The organism is Tsukamurella sp. DT100, assembly GCF_049844855.1.
In the GTDB taxonomy this organism is placed as follows: Bacteria; Actinomycetota; Actinomycetes; order Mycobacteriales; family Mycobacteriaceae; genus Tsukamurella.
Genome location: NZ_JBNCLV010000003.1, coordinates 41,195 through 57,431, shown reverse-complemented (window position 1 = coordinate 57,431; position 16,237 = coordinate 41,195). Strand labels below are relative to the sequence as shown.

17 protein-coding genes are annotated in these 16,237 nt (G+C 70.6%); 13 read left to right on the top strand and 4 right to left on the bottom strand.

All coding sequences use genetic code 11. The features are described from left to right. Positions 1 to 46 precede the first annotated feature (46 nt). Genes kstD through ACLQ3K_RS07410 form a run of 5 tightly spaced genes read left to right on the top strand, consistent with a single transcriptional unit; the run spans position 47 to position 5,249 of the window. Positions 47 to 1,768 (top strand): 3-oxosteroid 1-dehydrogenase, encoded by a 1,722-nt coding sequence (gene kstD / locus ACLQ3K_RS07430; RefSeq protein ID WP_425998224.1) that lies wholly within the window; start codon positions 47 to 49, stop codon positions 1,766 to 1,768. Further along, positions 1,765 to 2,937 (top strand): Rieske 2Fe-2S domain-containing protein, encoded by a 1,173-nt coding sequence (locus tag ACLQ3K_RS07425; protein ID WP_224648545.1) that lies wholly within the window; start codon positions 1,765 to 1,767, stop codon positions 2,935 to 2,937. Before kstD ends, ACLQ3K_RS07425 begins: the two co-directional genes overlap by 4 nt. 4 nt (positions 2,938 to 2,941) lie before the next feature. Beyond that, positions 2,942 to 3,262: a hypothetical protein gene (locus ACLQ3K_RS07420; protein WP_224648543.1), complete on the top strand. Its 321-nt coding sequence runs from the start codon at positions 2,942 to 2,944 to the stop codon at positions 3,260 to 3,262. Between the two features lie 15 nt (positions 3,263 to 3,277). Beyond that, a complete protein-coding gene (locus ACLQ3K_RS07415; RefSeq protein ID WP_224648541.1) occupies positions 3,278 to 4,360 on the top strand; it encodes a ferredoxin--NADP reductase in 1,083 nt (360 codons plus the stop codon). A gap of 31 nt (positions 4,361 to 4,391) precedes the next feature. Further along, positions 4,392 to 5,249 (top strand): MaoC/PaaZ C-terminal domain-containing protein, encoded by an 858-nt coding sequence (locus ACLQ3K_RS07410; protein ID WP_425998220.1) that lies wholly within the window; start codon positions 4,392 to 4,394, stop codon positions 5,247 to 5,249. 116 nt (positions 5,250 to 5,365) lie between these two features. Here the strand turns inward: ACLQ3K_RS07410 and ACLQ3K_RS07405 are convergent, their stop codons facing one another. After that, positions 5,366 to 5,776, bottom strand: coding sequence for a nuclear transport factor 2 family protein (locus ACLQ3K_RS07405; protein ID WP_425998218.1), 411 nt, complete (start codon positions 5,774 to 5,776; stop codon positions 5,366 to 5,368). Between the two features lie 8 nt (positions 5,777 to 5,784). Then, positions 5,785 to 6,651 carry a TIGR03619 family F420-dependent LLM class oxidoreductase gene (locus tag ACLQ3K_RS07400; protein ID WP_336670882.1) on the bottom strand — a complete coding sequence of 289 codons (867 nt, stop codon included), beginning with the start codon at positions 6,649 to 6,651 and terminating at the stop codon, positions 5,785 to 5,787. A gap of 99 nt (positions 6,652 to 6,750) precedes the next feature. Between ACLQ3K_RS07400 and ACLQ3K_RS07395 the strand changes: the two genes are divergently transcribed. From ACLQ3K_RS07395 to ACLQ3K_RS07375, 5 genes are read left to right on the top strand one after another with little or no spacing between them, the layout of a single operon-like run. Further along, positions 6,751 to 9,030, top strand: coding sequence for an acyl-CoA dehydrogenase (locus tag ACLQ3K_RS07395; RefSeq protein WP_425998215.1), 2,280 nt, complete (start codon positions 6,751 to 6,753; stop codon positions 9,028 to 9,030). After that, the gene (locus ACLQ3K_RS07390) at positions 9,027 to 10,025 is read left to right on the top strand and encodes a bifunctional MaoC family dehydratase N-terminal/OB-fold nucleic acid binding domain-containing protein (RefSeq protein ID WP_425998213.1); all 999 of its coding nucleotides are present in this window, start codon (positions 9,027 to 9,029) and stop codon (positions 10,023 to 10,025) included. The genes ACLQ3K_RS07395 and ACLQ3K_RS07390 overlap by 4 nt, the downstream gene beginning before the upstream one ends. Then, positions 10,022 to 10,438, top strand: coding sequence for a MaoC family dehydratase (locus tag ACLQ3K_RS07385; RefSeq protein WP_304941285.1), 417 nt, complete (start codon positions 10,022 to 10,024; stop codon positions 10,436 to 10,438). Before ACLQ3K_RS07390 ends, ACLQ3K_RS07385 begins: the two co-directional genes overlap by 4 nt. Beyond that, complete coding sequence (locus ACLQ3K_RS07380; protein ID WP_425998210.1) at positions 10,435 to 11,607, top strand: lipid-transfer protein; 1,173 nt, start codon at positions 10,435 to 10,437, stop codon at positions 11,605 to 11,607. The genes ACLQ3K_RS07385 and ACLQ3K_RS07380 overlap by 4 nt, the downstream gene beginning before the upstream one ends. Positions 11,608 to 11,610: 3 nt before the next feature. After that, on the top strand, positions 11,611 to 12,237 hold the full coding sequence (locus ACLQ3K_RS07375) for a PaaI family thioesterase (protein ID WP_425998208.1): 627 nt from the start codon (positions 11,611 to 11,613) through the stop codon (positions 12,235 to 12,237). A gap of 64 nt (positions 12,238 to 12,301) precedes the next feature. On the opposite strand, the gene ACLQ3K_RS07370 is transcribed toward ACLQ3K_RS07375, so the two are convergent. Further along, complete coding sequence (locus ACLQ3K_RS07370) at positions 12,302 to 13,021, bottom strand: hypothetical protein (RefSeq protein WP_336670878.1); 720 nt, start codon at positions 13,019 to 13,021, stop codon at positions 12,302 to 12,304. Between the two features lie 158 nt (positions 13,022 to 13,179). Beyond that, positions 13,180 to 13,662, bottom strand: coding sequence for an SgcJ/EcaC family oxidoreductase (locus ACLQ3K_RS07365; protein WP_224648505.1), 483 nt, complete (start codon positions 13,660 to 13,662; stop codon positions 13,180 to 13,182). Between the two features lie 275 nt (positions 13,663 to 13,937). Here ACLQ3K_RS07365 and ACLQ3K_RS07360 point away from each other — a divergent pair, with 275 nt between their 5' ends. The 3 genes from ACLQ3K_RS07360 (at position 13,938) to ACLQ3K_RS07350 (ending at position 16,192) form a co-directional block, all read left to right on the top strand. Next, a complete protein-coding gene (locus ACLQ3K_RS07360; protein WP_425998206.1) occupies positions 13,938 to 14,858 on the top strand; it encodes an SPFH domain-containing protein in 921 nt (306 codons plus the stop codon). Then, positions 14,858 to 15,112 (top strand): hypothetical protein, encoded by a 255-nt coding sequence (locus ACLQ3K_RS07355; RefSeq protein ID WP_224648491.1) that lies wholly within the window; start codon positions 14,858 to 14,860, stop codon positions 15,110 to 15,112. The genes ACLQ3K_RS07360 and ACLQ3K_RS07355 overlap by 1 nt, the downstream gene beginning before the upstream one ends. A gap of 87 nt (positions 15,113 to 15,199) precedes the next feature. Then, the gene (locus ACLQ3K_RS07350) at positions 15,200 to 16,192 is read left to right on the top strand and encodes an ABC transporter substrate-binding protein (protein WP_425998204.1); all 993 of its coding nucleotides are present in this window, start codon (positions 15,200 to 15,202) and stop codon (positions 16,190 to 16,192) included. The last annotated feature ends 45 nt before the right edge of the window (positions 16,193 to 16,237 follow it).

The window sequence follows — 16,237 nt, the reverse complement described above, 5'->3', positions numbered from 1 at the left end:
GGCGCAGGTGAGGCTAGAGAACTTGTTTCATCAGCGAGGAGAGTCGATGACGGCGGAGACCACCGAATACGACGTGATCGTGGTGGGTAGCGGCGCAGCGGGCATGACCGCCGCGCTCAAGGCGGCGGACAGCGGGCTCAGCGTGCTGGTCGTGGAGAAGGCGGCGCACTACGGCGGGTCCACCGCCCGCTCCGGCGGCGGCGTCTGGGTACCCGGCAACGAGTCGCTGGTGAAGGCGGGGATCAAGGACACCCCCGATGAGGCGCGCAAGTACCTGCACTCCATCATCGGCGACGTGGTGCCGGCCGAGCGGATCGACACCTACATCGACCGCGGCCCCGAGGTCATCTCGATGGTGCACCGGATGAGCCCGCTGGAGCTCACCTGGGTGCCGGGCTACTCCGACTACTACCCGGAGGCGCCGGGCGGGCGGGCGCACGGCCGCTCCTGCGAGCCGAAGCCCTTCGACGGCAAGCAGCTCGGCGACGAGCTGAAGAACCTCGAGCCCGACTACACCAAGGCCCCCATGAACCTGGTGGTCACGCAGGCCGACTTCAAGTGGCTCAACCTGATCATGCGCCACCCCAAGGGGCCGCTGCGCGCGCTCCGGGTGGCCGGTCGCTACTACGGCGCCCGGGTTCGCGGCAAGCACCTGCTCGGCCGCGGCCAGGCACTGATCGCCGCGCTGCGCGTCGGCCTGCAGCGCGCGAACGTGCCGCTGTGGCTGAACACCTCCCTCGTCGGGCTCACCGAGGAGGACGGCCGGGTCACCGGCGTCACCGTCGACCGCGACGGAACGCAAGTGCACCTCACCGCCCGGCGCGGCGTGATCCTGGCCGCCGGCGGCTTCGAATCCAGCGCTGAGATGCGCGCGCAGTACCAGCGCGCCCCCATCGGCACCGAGTGGACCAACGGCGTCCCCGCCAACACCGGCGACGCGATCCGCGCGGGAGCGGCCGTGGGCGGCGCCCTCGAGTTCATGGACGACGCCTGGTGGGGCCCGTCCATCCAGCTGCCGAAGATGGCCTGGTTCGCCCTGTCCGAGCGCTCGCTGCCGGGCAGCGTCATGGTGAACACCGCGGGCGAGCGCTTCGTCAACGAGTCCGCGCCTTACGTGGAGGCCGTGCACGCGATGTACGGCGGCCGGTACGGCCAGGGCGAGGGCCCGGGCGAGAACGTGCCGTGCTGGCTGGTCTTCGACCAGCGCTACCGCAACCGCTACATGTTCGCCGGCCAGCCCCCGCGTCAGCCGCTCCCCAAGCGCTGGTACGAGTCCGGCAACATGGTCCGCGCGAACAGCCTGGCCGAACTGGCCGAGAAGATGGACGTCCCGGCGGAGGCGCTGACCGCCACCGTCGACAAGTTCAACGGCTTCGCCCGCGCCGGGCGCGACGAGGACTTCCACCGCGGCGAGAGCGCCTACGACCACTACTACGGCGACCCCCGGAACAAGCCGAACCCCAGTCTCGCCGAATTGACCACCGGGCCGTTCTACGCTGCACGTATGGTCCCCGGCGATCTCGGCACGAAGGGCGGCCTGCGCACCGACGTCGCGGGCCGGGTCCAGCGCGCCGACGGCACCGTCATCGACGGTCTGTACGCCTCCGGCAACACCAGCTCGCCCGTCATGGGCCACACCTACGCGGGCCCCGGCGCCACAATCGGCCCCGCCATGGTCTTCGCCTACCTCGCAGTCGAGGACATGGCGGGTAAGGAATCGATCCCCGCGGCGGCAGCCCCCGTCCGCGCGGAAGAGGAGATCGCATGAGTACTGAGACCGAGGCGACAGCCCGCCTCATCGACAGCGGCACGGCACCCACCCGCTACGCCCGCGGCTGGCACTGCGTCGGCCTGCTGAAGGACTTCGCCGACGGGAAGCCCCACTCCGTCGAGGCCTTCGGCACCAAGCTCGTGGTCTTCGCCGGCGAGGACGGCAAAATCAACGTCCTCGACGGCTACTGCCGGCACATGGGCGGCGACCTGACGCAGGGCACCGTCAAGGGCAACGAGATCGCCTGCCCGTTCCACGACTGGCGCTGGGGCGGCGACGGCAAGTGCAAGGCCATCCCGTACGCCAAGCGCGTGCCGCTGCGGGCCCGCACCCGCACGTGGCCCACCATGGTCGAGAACGACCAGCTGTTCATCTGGCACGACGTGGAGAACTCCAAGCCGCCTGCGGAACTGGACATTCCGAAGATCGACGGCGACGTCGACGGTCCCGAGTGGTCGAACTGGGTGTGGAACGAGATCATCATCGAGGGCAGCAACTGCCGCGAGATCGTCGACAACGTGGTCGACATGCCGCACTTCTTCTACATCCACTACGGCCTGCCCACGTACTTCAAGAACGTCTTCGACGGGCACATCGCCTCGCAGTACCTGGACACCAAGGGCCGCAACGACGTCACCGACATCGGGCTCTCCGGCGGCGACGACGTGCTGCTCAAGTCCGAGGCGCACTACTTCGGGCCGTCGTACATGATCAACTACCTGCATAACGACTACAAGGGCTTCCAGATCGAGAACATCTTGATCAACTGCCACTACCCGATCGATCAGCACTCGTTCAAGCTGATGTACGGCGTGAAGGTCAAGAAGCTGCCCGGTTTCGACGACGAGAAGTCCGACTACCTGGCCGGCAAGTTCGCCAAGAACGTGGGCCTGGGCTTCCTGCAGGACGTGGAGATCTGGAAGAACAAGACCCGCATCGACAACCCGCTCCTGTGCGAGGAGGACGGCCCCGTCTACCAGCTGCGCCGGTGGTACGAGCAGTTCTACGTCGACGCCGCCGAGGTCTCCGAGGACATGACCCAGCGCTTCGAGTTCGAGATCGACACCACCCACGCCGTCGAGGCGTGGGAGGCCGAGGTCGCGCAGAACATCGCGCGCCAGGAGTCCGAGAAGGCCGCCGCGGACGCATCCGGGGCAGGGGCCTGATCCCATGTCCCCCACGGTGACGATGTTCGGCGAGCCGGTCGTGCTGCCGTCGACGGTGTCCGATCGGGAGGGCTTCCTCACCGACGGTTTCACCCCGCTGAACTGCGGCACCTGCGGCGTCGCGGTGCAGGTCCGCAAGAACAGCCGGGAACACACGTCGATCCAGTGGTGCGGTTCCGCGCGCGAGTGCACGGTCTTCGCCACCGACGGTGCCGGGTCCGCCCTGCGGGCCACCTGCCCGCGCCTGATGGAATCGATCACGCGCGCCGCGAAACTCGGCGAGGTACCCGTGCCGACGGACGTCGCTCCGCCGGACACCGACTAGGAGAGTGACGAAGAAGTGAGCATCCACCGACTACTCGTCGCCAAGGTGGTCTCGGAGACGCACGACGCGCACTCCATCGAGTTCGAGGTGCCCGCCGAGCTGGCGGATCAGTTCACCTACAAGCCGGGCCAGTTCCTCACGCTGCGCGTGCCGAGCGACGAGACCGGCTCGGTGGCGCGCTGCTACTCCCTGTGCAGCGCGCCCCACGACGGCGGCCCCCTGCGGGTGGCCGTCAAGCGCACCGCGGAGGGCTACGCCTCGAACTGGCTGTGCGACAACGCCACCCCCGGCATGGAGGTCGACGTGCTGGTGCCCGCGGGCATCTTCACGCCGAAGTCCGTCGACGTGGACATGCTGCTCTTCGCGGGCGGCAGCGGCGTCACGCCCATCCTGTCGATCCTGCGGTCGGTGCTGGAGACCGGCACCGGCTCCGTGACGCTGATCTACGCGAACCGCGATGCGCAGTCGGTGATCTTCGCCTCCGCGCTCGCCGAGCTGACCCGCACGTACCCCGACCGCCTCGTCGTGGTGCACTGGCTGGAATCCGTGCAGGGCCTGCCGAGCGCCGCTAACCTCGCGGCGCTCGCCGCTCCCTACGCCTCCCGCGAGGTCTTCGTGTGCGGCCCCGGGCCGTTCATGGACGCGGTCTCCGAGGCCATGACCTCGCTCGGCAAGGGCCGCCGCGAGGTGCACATCGAGAAGTTCCGCTCCCTGCCGCGCAACCCCTTCGAGGTGGAGGCCGCGCAGGAGGAGGCGGAGGAGAAGGCCGCGATCGCCGAGGCGGAGGATCTGCCCGTCGACGACGCACCGGCGCCCGCGGACGACGGGGGCACCGTCACCGTCGAGCTGGACGGGACGACCACCGAGCTCGCGTGGCCCGCCGAGAAGAAGCTGCTGGACGTGATGCTCGAGGCCGGCCTCGAGGCGCCGTACTCCTGCCGCGAGGGCGCGTGCAGCGCCTGCGCCTGCCGCATCGTCGAGGGCGAGGTCGAGCTGGCCCACAACGAGGTGCTCGACCAGGAGGACCTCGACGACGGGCTCATCCTGGCCTGCCAGTCGATGCGCCGCACCCCGTCCGTGCACATCACCTACGAATAGCCCGTCACCGTCCTACTGCCTAGGGAGATCCATGCCCATCGACCCGTCGGTCGCGATCGGTGCTGAGCTCGGCACCGCCGAGTTCTCCTGGAGCACCTCCGACGTGCTGCTCTACCAGCTGGCACTGGGCGCGGGGGCGGACCCGCTCTCGGCCCGCGAGCTGCGCTACGCCACCGAGCAGGACACCGTCGTGCTGCCGACCTTCGCGACCGTGGCGCAGAACTTCCACGCCACCGAGCCGCCGAAGGTCTCGTTCCCCGGCGTCGAGATCGACCTCGCCAAGGTGGTGCACGGCAGCCAGTCGGTAACCGCGCACCGTCCGCTGCCCGCCTCCGGCACCGCGGTGGCCCGCACCCGGATCAGCGACGTGCACGACAAGGGCAAGGCCGCCGTGATCTGGCAGGAGACCGAGGTGGTCGATGGGGCCGGAGAGCCGCTGTGGACCGCGCGGTCGTCCATCTTCGCCCGCGGCGAGGGCGGTTTCGGCGGGGAACGCGGGCCGTCGGAGAAGGTCGAGCTGCCCGAGCGGGACGCCGACGTCACCGTCGACGTGCCGACCCTGCCCCAGCAGGCGCTGCTCTACCGGCTGTGCGGCGATCGCAACCCCCTGCACTCGGATCCCGCGTTCGCGAAGGGCGCGGGCTTCGACGCGCCGATCCTGCACGGGCTGTGCACCTACGGCATCGTCGCCAAGGCCGTCACCGACGCCGTGCTGGACGGCGACGCCTCCGCGGTGGGCTCGTGGTCGGCGAAGTTCGCGGGGATCATGCTGCCGGGCGAGACGCTGCGCGTGCGGATCTGGCACGACGGGGATCGTCACCTGGTGACCGCGGAGTCGGTCGAGCGCGCCGCCCCCGTGCTCGCGGACGCGGTGTTCACCGCGCGCTGAACCTGCTCCGCTCCACACCACTGACCCGTCCGTGAATCCACGGCTGAGATGCGCAGGCGGCCAGATCTGGCCTCCTGTCGAGCTGAGCCGTGGATTCACAGACCCGGGACCGAGGTTCAGACGGGGCGGGCGGTGGCCATGGCGCGGTCGACCTCCCAGAAGGCGCGGAGCGCCACGATCTTCCCCGCGTCATCGACCTTGTAGGTGAAGACGCCCTCCGCGTCGATGACGTGCCCGCCGATCACGGTGCGGATGAGGCCGGTGAAGGCAACCTCGTTGCCGCAGGCGAAGCCGTCGTCGAAGAGGAACTCCAGGGACTCCGCGACGCCGATGGTCTTGTCGTAGAAGGCCGCGATCTCCTCGCGGCCGTGGTGTCCCTTGCCCTCGGGGTCGAAGCCGGAGGGGCCGACCGGGTCCTCGACCACGCCGTCGGCGGCGAACAAGTCGAGCCACTGCTCCTTGCGGTGGCCGCTCGCCGCCGACTGCGAAGCGCGGCCGGCGAGCACGGCGGGGTGATCGTCCTTCATGAGGCCTCCTAGAACTTGCTGATGACGGAATCGGCGTAGCGCCGCAGGTGGTCGATCTTGGGCTGCAGCGGCTCGGTGTCCGGGCCGAGCTGGTAGGGCAGCCGGAAGCCGACGATGACGTCGGTGACGCCCTTGTCCTCGAGCCGCTTGATGCCGTCCACGGTGTAGGCGTCCAGGGAGATCACGTGGATCTCGAACTCCTTCTTGTCGTGCTCGGCGCGGAGCTCGTCGATCCGCGCGAGCATGCGGTCGAGCTCCTCGCCGTCGCCGCCGGCGTGCATCCAGCCGTCGCAGAGGCGCACCGCGCGGCGCAGCGCAGCGTCGGCGTGGCCGCCGACCAGGATGGGCAGCGGCTCCGTGGGCACGGGGGCGATCTTGATGGACGGGATGTCGAAGAACTCGCCGTGGTACTCGAAGTACTCACCGGTCGAGAGGCCCTTGATGATCTCGATGCACTCGTCCATGCGCTTACCGCGGCGCTCGAAGGGCACGCCCATGATCTCGAAGTCCTCGGGCCACGGGCTGATGCCCACGCCGAGCGAGAAGCGGTTGCCGCTGAGGGAGGCCAGCGACGCTGCCTGCTTGGCGACCAGCACCGGCGGGCGGATCGGCAGCTTCAGGACGAAGGGCGTGAAGCGGAGGGTCTTCGTCGACGCCGCGAGTGCCGAGGCGAGCACGAAGGTCTCGACGAACTCCTTGCCGTCGAGGAACTCCCGGCTGCCGTCGGGGGTGTACGGGTACGTCGAGTCCGAGACCTCGGGATACGCGATGCTGTCGGCGACGCACATGCTGTGGTAGCCGGCCTCCTCCGCCGCCTGCGCGAGCGGGACGTAGTACGACGGATCCGTCATCGCCTCGGCGTACGTGAATCGCATGGTCACCCTTTCGTCGAACTGCTTGCGAGCGTTCACTCCACTTGCTAAAAATAGAACACGTTTCACCGTTTGTACGCGGTATCGAGATCAGGAGTGCGCGTGGACTTCCGTCCGGACGAGAACCAGGTGGCCGTCGCCGGCCTCGCGGCCGACGTGCTGGGGCACGCCGCCGCGCGCGAGAGCGGAGGCGCCGAGACCGGGGACGCCTGGCGCGCGACATGGGCGGACCTCGCCCGGGCCGATCTCCTCGGCCTCCCCGCCCCCGAGAGCCTCGGCGGCGCCGGACTCGGCGCCGAGGAGGTGGCCGCCGTGCTCACCGAGGCCGGCCGGCTCGCGATCGCCGCCCCGCTGCTCCCCGCCCTCTCGCTGGGCATCCTGCCCGTCGCGACGCACGGCACCGTCGAGCAGCGCGAGCGGCTCCTGCCCGCCGCCCTGACCGGCGACGAGCTGATCGTGGGCGCGCTGGGCGAGGCCGGGGCCGCCGTGCCGTCGGCACCGTCCACGCGCGCCGTGCGCACCGCGAGCGGCTGGGCGCTGACGGGCCGCAAGGTGGCCGTCGGGTATGCGCAGCACGCCACGCACCTCCTGGTCAGCGCCGCCACCGACGACGGCGCCGCGGTCTTCGTGGTTCCCGCGTCCGCGCCCGGCGTCACCGTCTCCCCCAGCCCCACGTCCGCCGGGACGCCGGAGGGCACCGTCGACCTCGCCGGTGTCGAGGTGCCGGCCGAGGCGGTGCTGGGCGGGTCCACCGACGGGACCGTCGCGCAGGCCGTGCGCGAGTGCGGGCTGACCGGCGCGGCCGCCGTCGCCGACGGTGCGCTCGCCGGGGCCCTCGCGCTCACCGTCGACCACCTGCGCAAGCGCGAGCAGTTCGGGCGCCCGCTGGGCGCCTTCCAGGCCGTGGCGCAGCAGATCGCCGACGTCTACATCGCCTCCCGCACGCTGCACCTCGCCGCGGTCTCGGCCGCCTGGCGGATCGGTACGGGCTCGCCGGCCGAGGAGGCCACCGCGCTCGCGGCGCACTGGCTGGCCGCGGAGGCACCGTCGGCCGTGCGGACCTGCCACCACCTGCACGGCGGCATCGGCGTGGACGCGACGTACCCGCTGCACCGGTTCTACTCGGCGATCAAGGACCTCACCCGGTTCGTGGGCGGCGTCCCCCAGACGGTGCGAGCGCTGGCCACCGCGCACCGCGACGACGCGACGAGCGCGGACGAGTCGGGCCGGTTCCTCGCCCTCACTACCGCGCAGCGCGCCCTGCAGGCCGAGCTGCGTGACTACTTCTCAACTCTCATGACGCCGGAGGAGCGCACCGCGATGCTGGTGCAGCGGCACGGCGACGTCTTCCGGGACGTGGTGCTGCGCATGGGTCGCGACGACCGGCTGGGCGTCGGCTGGCCCACCGAGTTCGGCGGCAAGGGCTTCGGGCCGATCGAGCAGTACCTGTTCGTCAACGAGGCCTCCCGCGCCGACGTGCAGCTGCCCTCGGTGACGCTGCAGACCGTCGGGCCGACGCTGCAGGCCTTCGGCACCGAGGAGCAGAAGGCGAAGTTCCTGCCGAAGATCCTCTCGGGCGAGGTGCATTTCGCGATCGGTTACACGGAGCCGGAGGCGGGCACCGACCTGGCGTCGCTGCGCACCACCGCGGTCCGCGACGGCGACCACTACGTGGTCAACGGGCAGAAGATCTTCACCACCGGCGGCCACGACGCCGACTACGTGTGGATGGCCGTCCGCACCGATCCGGATGCGCCCAAGCACAAGGGCATCTCGATCCTCATCCTGGACACGAAGGACCCGGGCTACAGCTGGACGCCGATCATCACGGCCGACGGCGCGCACCACGTGAACGCCACCTATTACAACGACGTCCGCGTCCCGGTGGACATGCTCGTCGGGGTGGAGAACGAGGGCTGGAAGCTCATCACCACCCAGCTCAACCACGAGCGGGTCATGCTGGGCCCGTCGGGCCGGATCGGCGCGCTATACGACCGGGTCGACGCCTGGGCCCACGAACAGGAGCTGTTGGGCGTGCCCGACGTCGCGGAGGCGCTGGCCCGGGTGCGGGCGGCGGAGCTCATCAACGAGCTGCTCAACTGGCAGGTCGCGGCCGCGGAGGCCGGCGGCCCCGTCGACGTGGCGGACGCCTCCGCCACCAAGGTCTTCGGCTCCGACCGGATCCAGGGCCTGACCGCGCTGCTCGAGGAGACCGTCGGGACGCACGGCGACCCGGCCGAGCCGGCCACGGCCGAGCTGCTGCACTGGCTCGACGTACAGGCCAAGCGCCACCTGGTGCTCACCTTCGGCGGCGGCGTCAACGAGATCCAGCGCGAACTGATCGCCCTCATGGGCCTGCAGCTGCCGCGGGTGCCGCGATGACCGCGCCCGACACGACGGCGGACACGACCGCGGCCGTGCTCGCCGCGGCGGAACGCATTCGCGCGCTCGGCGATTCCGCGCCGCGCGCCGGCCGGGATCCCGTGAACCAGCCGATGATCAACAACTGGACCGAGGCGATCGGCGACGCCAACCCGCTGTACTCGGACCCCGCGTTCGCGGAGCAGTCGGTGTTCGGCGGGCCCGTGGCGCCGCCCGCGATGGCGCAGGTGTGGTCGATGCGCGGGCTGCACGGGGTGCGGGCCGACGACGACCCGATGGGGCTGATGTCCGCCGCACTCGACGACGCCGGCTTCACCTCCGTCGTCGCCACCAATTCCGACCAGACGTACCACCGGCACGTGCGGCCGGGCGAGGTGATGACCTCCTCTTCTCGGCTCGAGGACGTGGTGGGCCCCAAGAAGACCGGGCTCGGCGAGGGCTGGTTCTTCACCACCCGGACGCTGTGGCGCGTGGGCGAGGAGGTCGTCGCCGAGATGACCTTCCGGATGCTGAAGTTCCGCCCGCCGTCGGCCGACGCGCCGTCGGAGGGCACCGTGCCCGATGCCGGGCTGAGCGGCCGGATCGTGGACGCCTCCGCCTACGCGGGCGGCGTACTGCGGCCCGTGATCTCGCGCGACACCGCCTTCTACTGGGAGGGCGCCAAGGCCGGGGAGCTGCGGATCCAGCGCTGGGGCGACACGCTCCGCCACCCGCCGGGTCCGATGGACCCGGGCGGCGACCTGGGGCTCGTCCCCGATTACGTGGTCTCCCCCGGCACCGGCACCGTCTTCAGCTTCGTGGTGCACCACCACCCCAAGGTCCCCGGCAAGCGCCTCCCCTTCGTGGTGGCGCTCGTGGAGCTCGACGAGGGCGTGCGCGTGCTCGGCGAGCTGATCGACGTGGATCCCGCCGCCGTCGAGATCGGCATGCCCGTGCGGAGTGTGTTCCTGCGCGTCGACGACGACCTGACCCTGCCCGCCTGGGAGGCACGATGACGTACCCCACCACCCTGCGCGCGGACGCGGTCACCGTCGGGACCGCGCTGCCGCCCATGACGATCCACGCGAGCACCACCTTCGTGGCGACCACGGCCATCGCGACCCGCGACTTCCAGGACGTGCACCACGACCGCGACGCGGCGCACGCCCGCGGTAGCAAGGACATCTTCGTCAACATCCTCACCGACAACGGCCTGGTCCAGAAGTACGTGACCGACTGGGCGGGCCCGGAGGCCTTCGTGCGGAACATCTCCATCCGGCTCGGCGCGCCCTGCTACGCCGGCGACACACTGCACTTCTCGGGCGCGGTCACCGCGGTCGACGGTGCCGCCGTCACCATCGCCGTGACCGCGAAGGACAGCCTGGGTGACCACATCTCGGGCACCGCGACCGTGGTGCTGCCGGCATGAGCGGGCTGAGCGGCAGGGCCGCGATCGCCGGCATCGGCGCCACGGAGTTCTCCAAGGACTCCGGCCGGAGCGAGCTGCGGCTGGCCGTCGAGTGCGTGCGGGCGGCGCTCGACGACGCCGGCCTCACGCCGCAGGACGTCGACGGCCTGGTGACCTTCACGATGGACACCAACTCCGAGATCGCCGTGGCGCGCGAGCTGCGGATCCCCGAGCTGAAGTTCTTCAGCCGCATCAACTTCGGCGGCGGCGCCGCGGCCGCGACCGTGCAGCAGGCGGCGATGGCCGTCGCGACGGGCGTCGCCGACGTGGTGGTGGCCTACCGCGCCTTCAACGAGCGGTCCGGGCACCGCTTCGGGCAGGTCTCGAACGCCGCTGCGCAGCAGGTGAACACGAACGGCATCGACAACGCCTTCCACTACCCCGCCGGGATCGCCACCCCTGCGGCGACGGTCGCGATGGCGGCGCGCCGCTACATGCACGACTTCGGCGCCACCAGTGAGGACTTCGGCCGGGTCGCCGTGCTCGACCGGGCGCGGGCAGCGACCAACCCGAAGGCCTGGTTCTTCGGCAAGCCGATCACGCTGGAGGAGCACCAGGCGTCGCGGTTCGTCGCCGAGCCGCTGCACCTGCTGGACTGCTGCCAGGAGTCGGACGGCGGTGTGGCGCTGGTGATCACGAGCGCCGAACGCGCCCGCGATCTGAAGCAGGCACCCACGGTGATCGCCGCCGCGGCGCAGGGCAGCGGCCCCGACCAGTACGTCATGACTAGCTACTACCGCGACGGGCTCACCGGCCTGCCCGAGATGGGCGTCGTCGGCGGGCAGCTGTGGGCGCAGGCGGGGATGGCACCGTCGGACATGGACCTGGCCGTGCTCTACGACCACTTCACCCCCTACGTGCTCATGCAGCTCGAGGAACTCGGCTTCTGCGGGCGGGGCGAGGCGCCGTCGTTCCTGGCGGCCGGGACCGGCGAGCTCGACGGGGCCCTACCGCTGAACCCGCACGGCGGCCAGCTCGGCGAGGCGTACATCCACGGGATGAACGGCATCGCCGAGGCGGTACGTCAGCTCCGCGGAACGGCCGCCAATCAGGTCGCCGGCGCGGAGCGGGCCGTGGTCACCGCCGGGACCGGGGTTCCGACCAGCGGTTTGGTCCTGAGTAAGGTCTGACGGATGAGCGACTCGGATTCGGACAAGGTGGACCTGCGGAGCGAGATCCCGCGATTCCGAGAGGCCACGCCGCCGCCCGCGTTCGGCGACTTCGTCGAGAACATGCGGCGCCTGCAGGACCTCGCGGTGTGCGTCGACGCCCCCGACGAGGTGTACGCGACCGCGCGGGACAGAGCAGCCGAACTCGTCGAACTGCTGGCGCCGTACGCGGCGCGGGAGGGCAAGGGGCCCGCGAACCGCAGCATGTCGCTGCCCGGGCGCGGCAGCCTGCTGATGCCGCCCTTCCACGTCGAGAAGTTCGACGAGGAGTCCGTGGTCGCCCGCGGCGTGCTGCGCCGGTACCACCTGGGCGGCGGCGGGGTCGCGCACGGCGGCGTGCTGCCGCTCATCTTCGACGACAACTTCGGCAACGTGGTCTACGCCGCGAAGCGGCCCATCAGCCGCACCGCGTACCTGCACGTGAACTACCGCAAGGTGACGCCGCTGGACGTGCCGCTCGTCATCGAGGGCAAGGTCGACCGCGTCGACGGGCGGAAGACCTTCATCACCGCCCGGCTCACCGAGGAGGACGGCACCCTGCTCGCCGACGGCGAGGGCCTCATGGTGCAGCTCCTGCCCGGCCAGCCCTGACCCGCAATCCCTGACACGACGAACGGCGCGGACCCTCGGGTCCGCGCCGTTTCGTGTGGAGCCGCTACTTGCCGGACAAGGCGGCGTCCATGCCGCGCACGTCGCTGATCTTCCAGTCCTGCTTGGTGTCGATCGTGAGCGTGTAGGTGGCCGTCGACGGGATGCCCTCGGGGCGCTGCGTGCTCTTGGTGATCATGTTGACGAAGACGTTGACCGTGATCAGGCCGTCCTTGGTGGACGCGACGATGGTCCCGAGCGGCGTCGCGGTGGACTGCCACTGCAGCGGCACGACGACCTGCTCGAACTGCGTGGACGCCTCGCGGAGCTGGTTCGCGAGCTCGTCGGTGGTGCCGGCCGTGAGCGCGGTGCGCCACGCGGCCAGGTTCTGGTAGTCGATGGTGGCGGCGCCGATCGCGTACTTCTTCGCGATGTCCTCGGCGCGCGCGTCCGTCTCCTGCGTCGCGGTGACGGCGGCGAGCTGATCGCGCGCGTCGTCCCGGTCGGACGCGGCCGACTGCCAGAGGAAGCCGAACGCCGTGGCGGCCACGGCGAGGAGCACGACGACGGCGGACAGCGCCAGCATGAGCGGCGTGACGACGATGCCGCGCGGCGCCTCGTCGGCCTTCTCCGCCGCCGGGCGGGCCTTCGCGGCCTTCGGCGCGGGAGCCTTCGTAGTGGTGATCTTCGCCGTGGTCTCGGCCGCCTCGGTCTCGCTCGCGCCGGCGCCGGGCTCGTCGACGGACTCGACGGTCACGTCGTCGGTCTCAGGCTGTGATGTCGCCATGGTGCTACCCCTCTCCCGCAGCGCCGTCGGAAAAGCCCAGGCAGGACAGCTCGACGCTCACGGTCTCGTGGGCAGAACTGTAACACGTTCCAGTTTCGCGGGGGCCGTTCGCGCGCGATTGCGCGAGCGGGACGTCACCGTCGAACGACGACCGAAGGCTACCCGGCGCGCCGGTGCTGCGCCGCCGGATCGTCGAAGACGGCCGTGGACTGCGCGGCGGCGATGCGCCAGGCACCGTCGTCCTTGGACAGCACGTACAGCGGCGCCGCGTCCGGGACCGCCGGGTGCGGCGCACCGTCGGGCCCCAGGGGCCGAACCCGGACGCTGACCGCGGCCACGTCGGGGCGGATGAACAGGACCCGCTCGACGACGTAATCGGCGGCGCCGCGCGCCATCGAGCCGTGGACCGTGCGCGCGAGGAAGGCGTCGATCGCGGCGCGGCCGTGCAGGCGGCGTCCGTGTGCCGTGGTCCAGACCGCGTCGTCGCGGAACAGCGAGCGCACGCGCGGGACGCTGCCCGCGCGCTGCGCCTCGAGCACCTCGGAGACGAAGTCCACGATCGCCGTGGCGTCGCCGGGCGCGCCGTCGCCGAGGATGTCCGGAAGGTCGCGGGCAGGGTTCCGCGAGAGGTCGTCAGCCATGCCTCCAGGCTCGCTTATCAACCCCGGTTGAGGTCAAGCCTTCGGTTCAGCGCGATTCGATCGGAAGACGGTCGACGCGGCGATAATACAGCTCGTTGACCAGGCGCAAGAGCAGCAGCACGCCCGTCACGATCAGCAGGAAGGTCATGGCCCGGAACGCTATTGCCGGCCCCGTCCGGCGGGAAGAGCCGTTGACGGGACCCTGACGCGTCCTTGACGTCGCGAACGAAAAACTGATATCACTTACTTAAGTGATATCAGAATAAGGAGGGGTGATGACAGGCATCGTTCAACCCGAGGACACCCAGGTGGCGATCACGGAGCGGGCGGCGTGGCACGCCGGGGCCGGCGCCGCGGTGGCCGCGTTCTTCGGCTTCCTCGCGCTCATCGCGGGGGCCGTCGGCCTCGTCGTGCTGTCGATCTCGGCGAAGGCGCCGGCGCTCATCGCGGTCAGCGTGCTGCTCGGCATCGCGGCACTGCTGCTCATCAGCATGGTCGTCGTGGTCGCGCCCGGGCACACCCTGGTGGTGCAGCTCTTCGGCCGGTACGTCGGCACCGTGCGCACCCAGGGCCTCGGCCTCGTGCTGCCGCTGACCACGCGGCAGCGGGTCTCGGTGCGCGTGCACAACTTCGAGACCGCCGAGCTCAAGGTCAACGACTCGACCGGCAACCCGGTGAACATCGCGTCGATCATCGTGTGGCAGGTCGCGGACACGGCACGCGCCACATTCGCGGTGGAGGACTACGAGGAGTTCATCGTCTCGCAGGCGGAATCGGCTCTGCGGCACGTGACCACGAGCCACCCGTACGACGCCGACGACGCGGTCGCCGGCGCGACATCGCTGCGCGGGTCCACCGATCAGGTGGCCGCGGAGCTGGCCGAACAGGTCGCCGCCCGCGTCGAGCTCGCCGGCCTGGAGATCCTCGAGGCCCGCATCTCGTCGCTGGCCTACGCACCGGAGATCGCCCAGGCCATGCTGCAGCGGCAGCAGGCCTCCGCGCTGCTCGCCGCGCGGGAGAAGATCGTCGAGGGCGCCGTCGGCATCGTCGAGAACGCGCTCACCCGGCTCGAGGACAACGGCACCGTCGAGCTGGACGACGACCGACGCGCGGCGATGGTCTCGAACCTGCTGGTGGTGCTGTGTTCCGACAGCCGCACCACGCCCGTCGTGAACACGGGGAGCCTGTACAGCTAGTGGGTTCGACCGACTCCCCCGAGCGCCCCGCCGCGGGCGACCGACCGGAGCGGGGCCGCAAGGCGGTCCCGCTCCGGATCGATCCCGCCGTCTATCAGGCGCTCGCGAAATGGGCCGCGGACGATCTGCGCAGCGTCAACGCGCAGATCGAGTTCCTCCTGCGCCGGGCGCTCGACGACGCCGGCCGGATGCCGCGGAAGGCGCAGCCGATGCGCGGCCCCGGACGGCCACCTGCAAACCCTGACCAGCGCTAATCACTGTTGTATCCAGCACTAAGGCGAGCGTAACCTTCCCTCTCGCGATCCTCGCGATGCCCGCGGGGAGGAAGGAACCCCGAACCCATGAAGCTCTCCCTGGCGCGCGTGACGCTCGCCGCGCTCACGATCGGCGCGCTCACGGCGTGCGGCAGCGGCGCACCGTCGGACACGGCGGCCGGCAGCAGCGCGGCCGCCGACGGATTCCCGCGGACCGTCGAGCACGCGATGGGCAGCACGACCATCCCGAGCCAGCCGCAGCGCGTCGCCGCGCTGGACGCCTCCTTCACCGACGCGACGCTGATGCTCGACACCAAGGTGGTCGCGTTCACCGAGTACAACACGCTGGGCAGCAAGCTCCCGGACTATCTCGGGGCGTCCGCGACGAACTACGGGGCCGAGGCGCAGAGCGTGGGCAAGCTGGCCGCGCCGTCGCTCGAGAAGATCATCGCCACCAAGCCCGACCTCATCGTGAGCGCCAAGGTGCGGCACGCCAAGGAGTACGCGCAGCTCACCGGCATCGCGCCGACGGTCTTCAGCGAGACCACCGGCCCGACGTGGAAGGACAACATCCGGCTGCTGGCGAAGGCCCTCGGCAAGGAGACGCTCGCCGACCAGCGTCTCGCCGAGTACGAGGCGCAGGCACGTCGCGTGGGTGACGCGGTGAAGGCCAAGTCCGGACCCGACACCACGATCTCCGTGGTCCGCTTCCTCGACGGCCCCACCCGGCTCTACGCGAAGAAGTCCTTCTCCGGCATCGTGCTGCAGGACGCCGGCCTCGCGCGGCCGGCGTCGCAGAACATCGACGAGTTCATGACCGAGATCAGCGCCGAGCGGATCCCCGAGGCCGACGGCACGAAGATCTTCGTGACCACCAACGGCGACAAGGGCGTCGACTCGCTCAACACCTACCGGCAGAACCCGCTGTGGGCGCCGCTCGAGCCGCGGACCGTCGAGGTCAAGGACGCCGAATGGATGAGCGCCGTGAGCGTGCAGGGCGCGTACCACATCCTCGCGGACATCGCGAAGGCCTTCGACGTGCCCGGGCCCGCGATCCCCTCCTGGATCTCGGGGAAGTAATCCGACGGTGCCGGGGCGGGCGGGAACGCCGCCCGCTCCGGCACC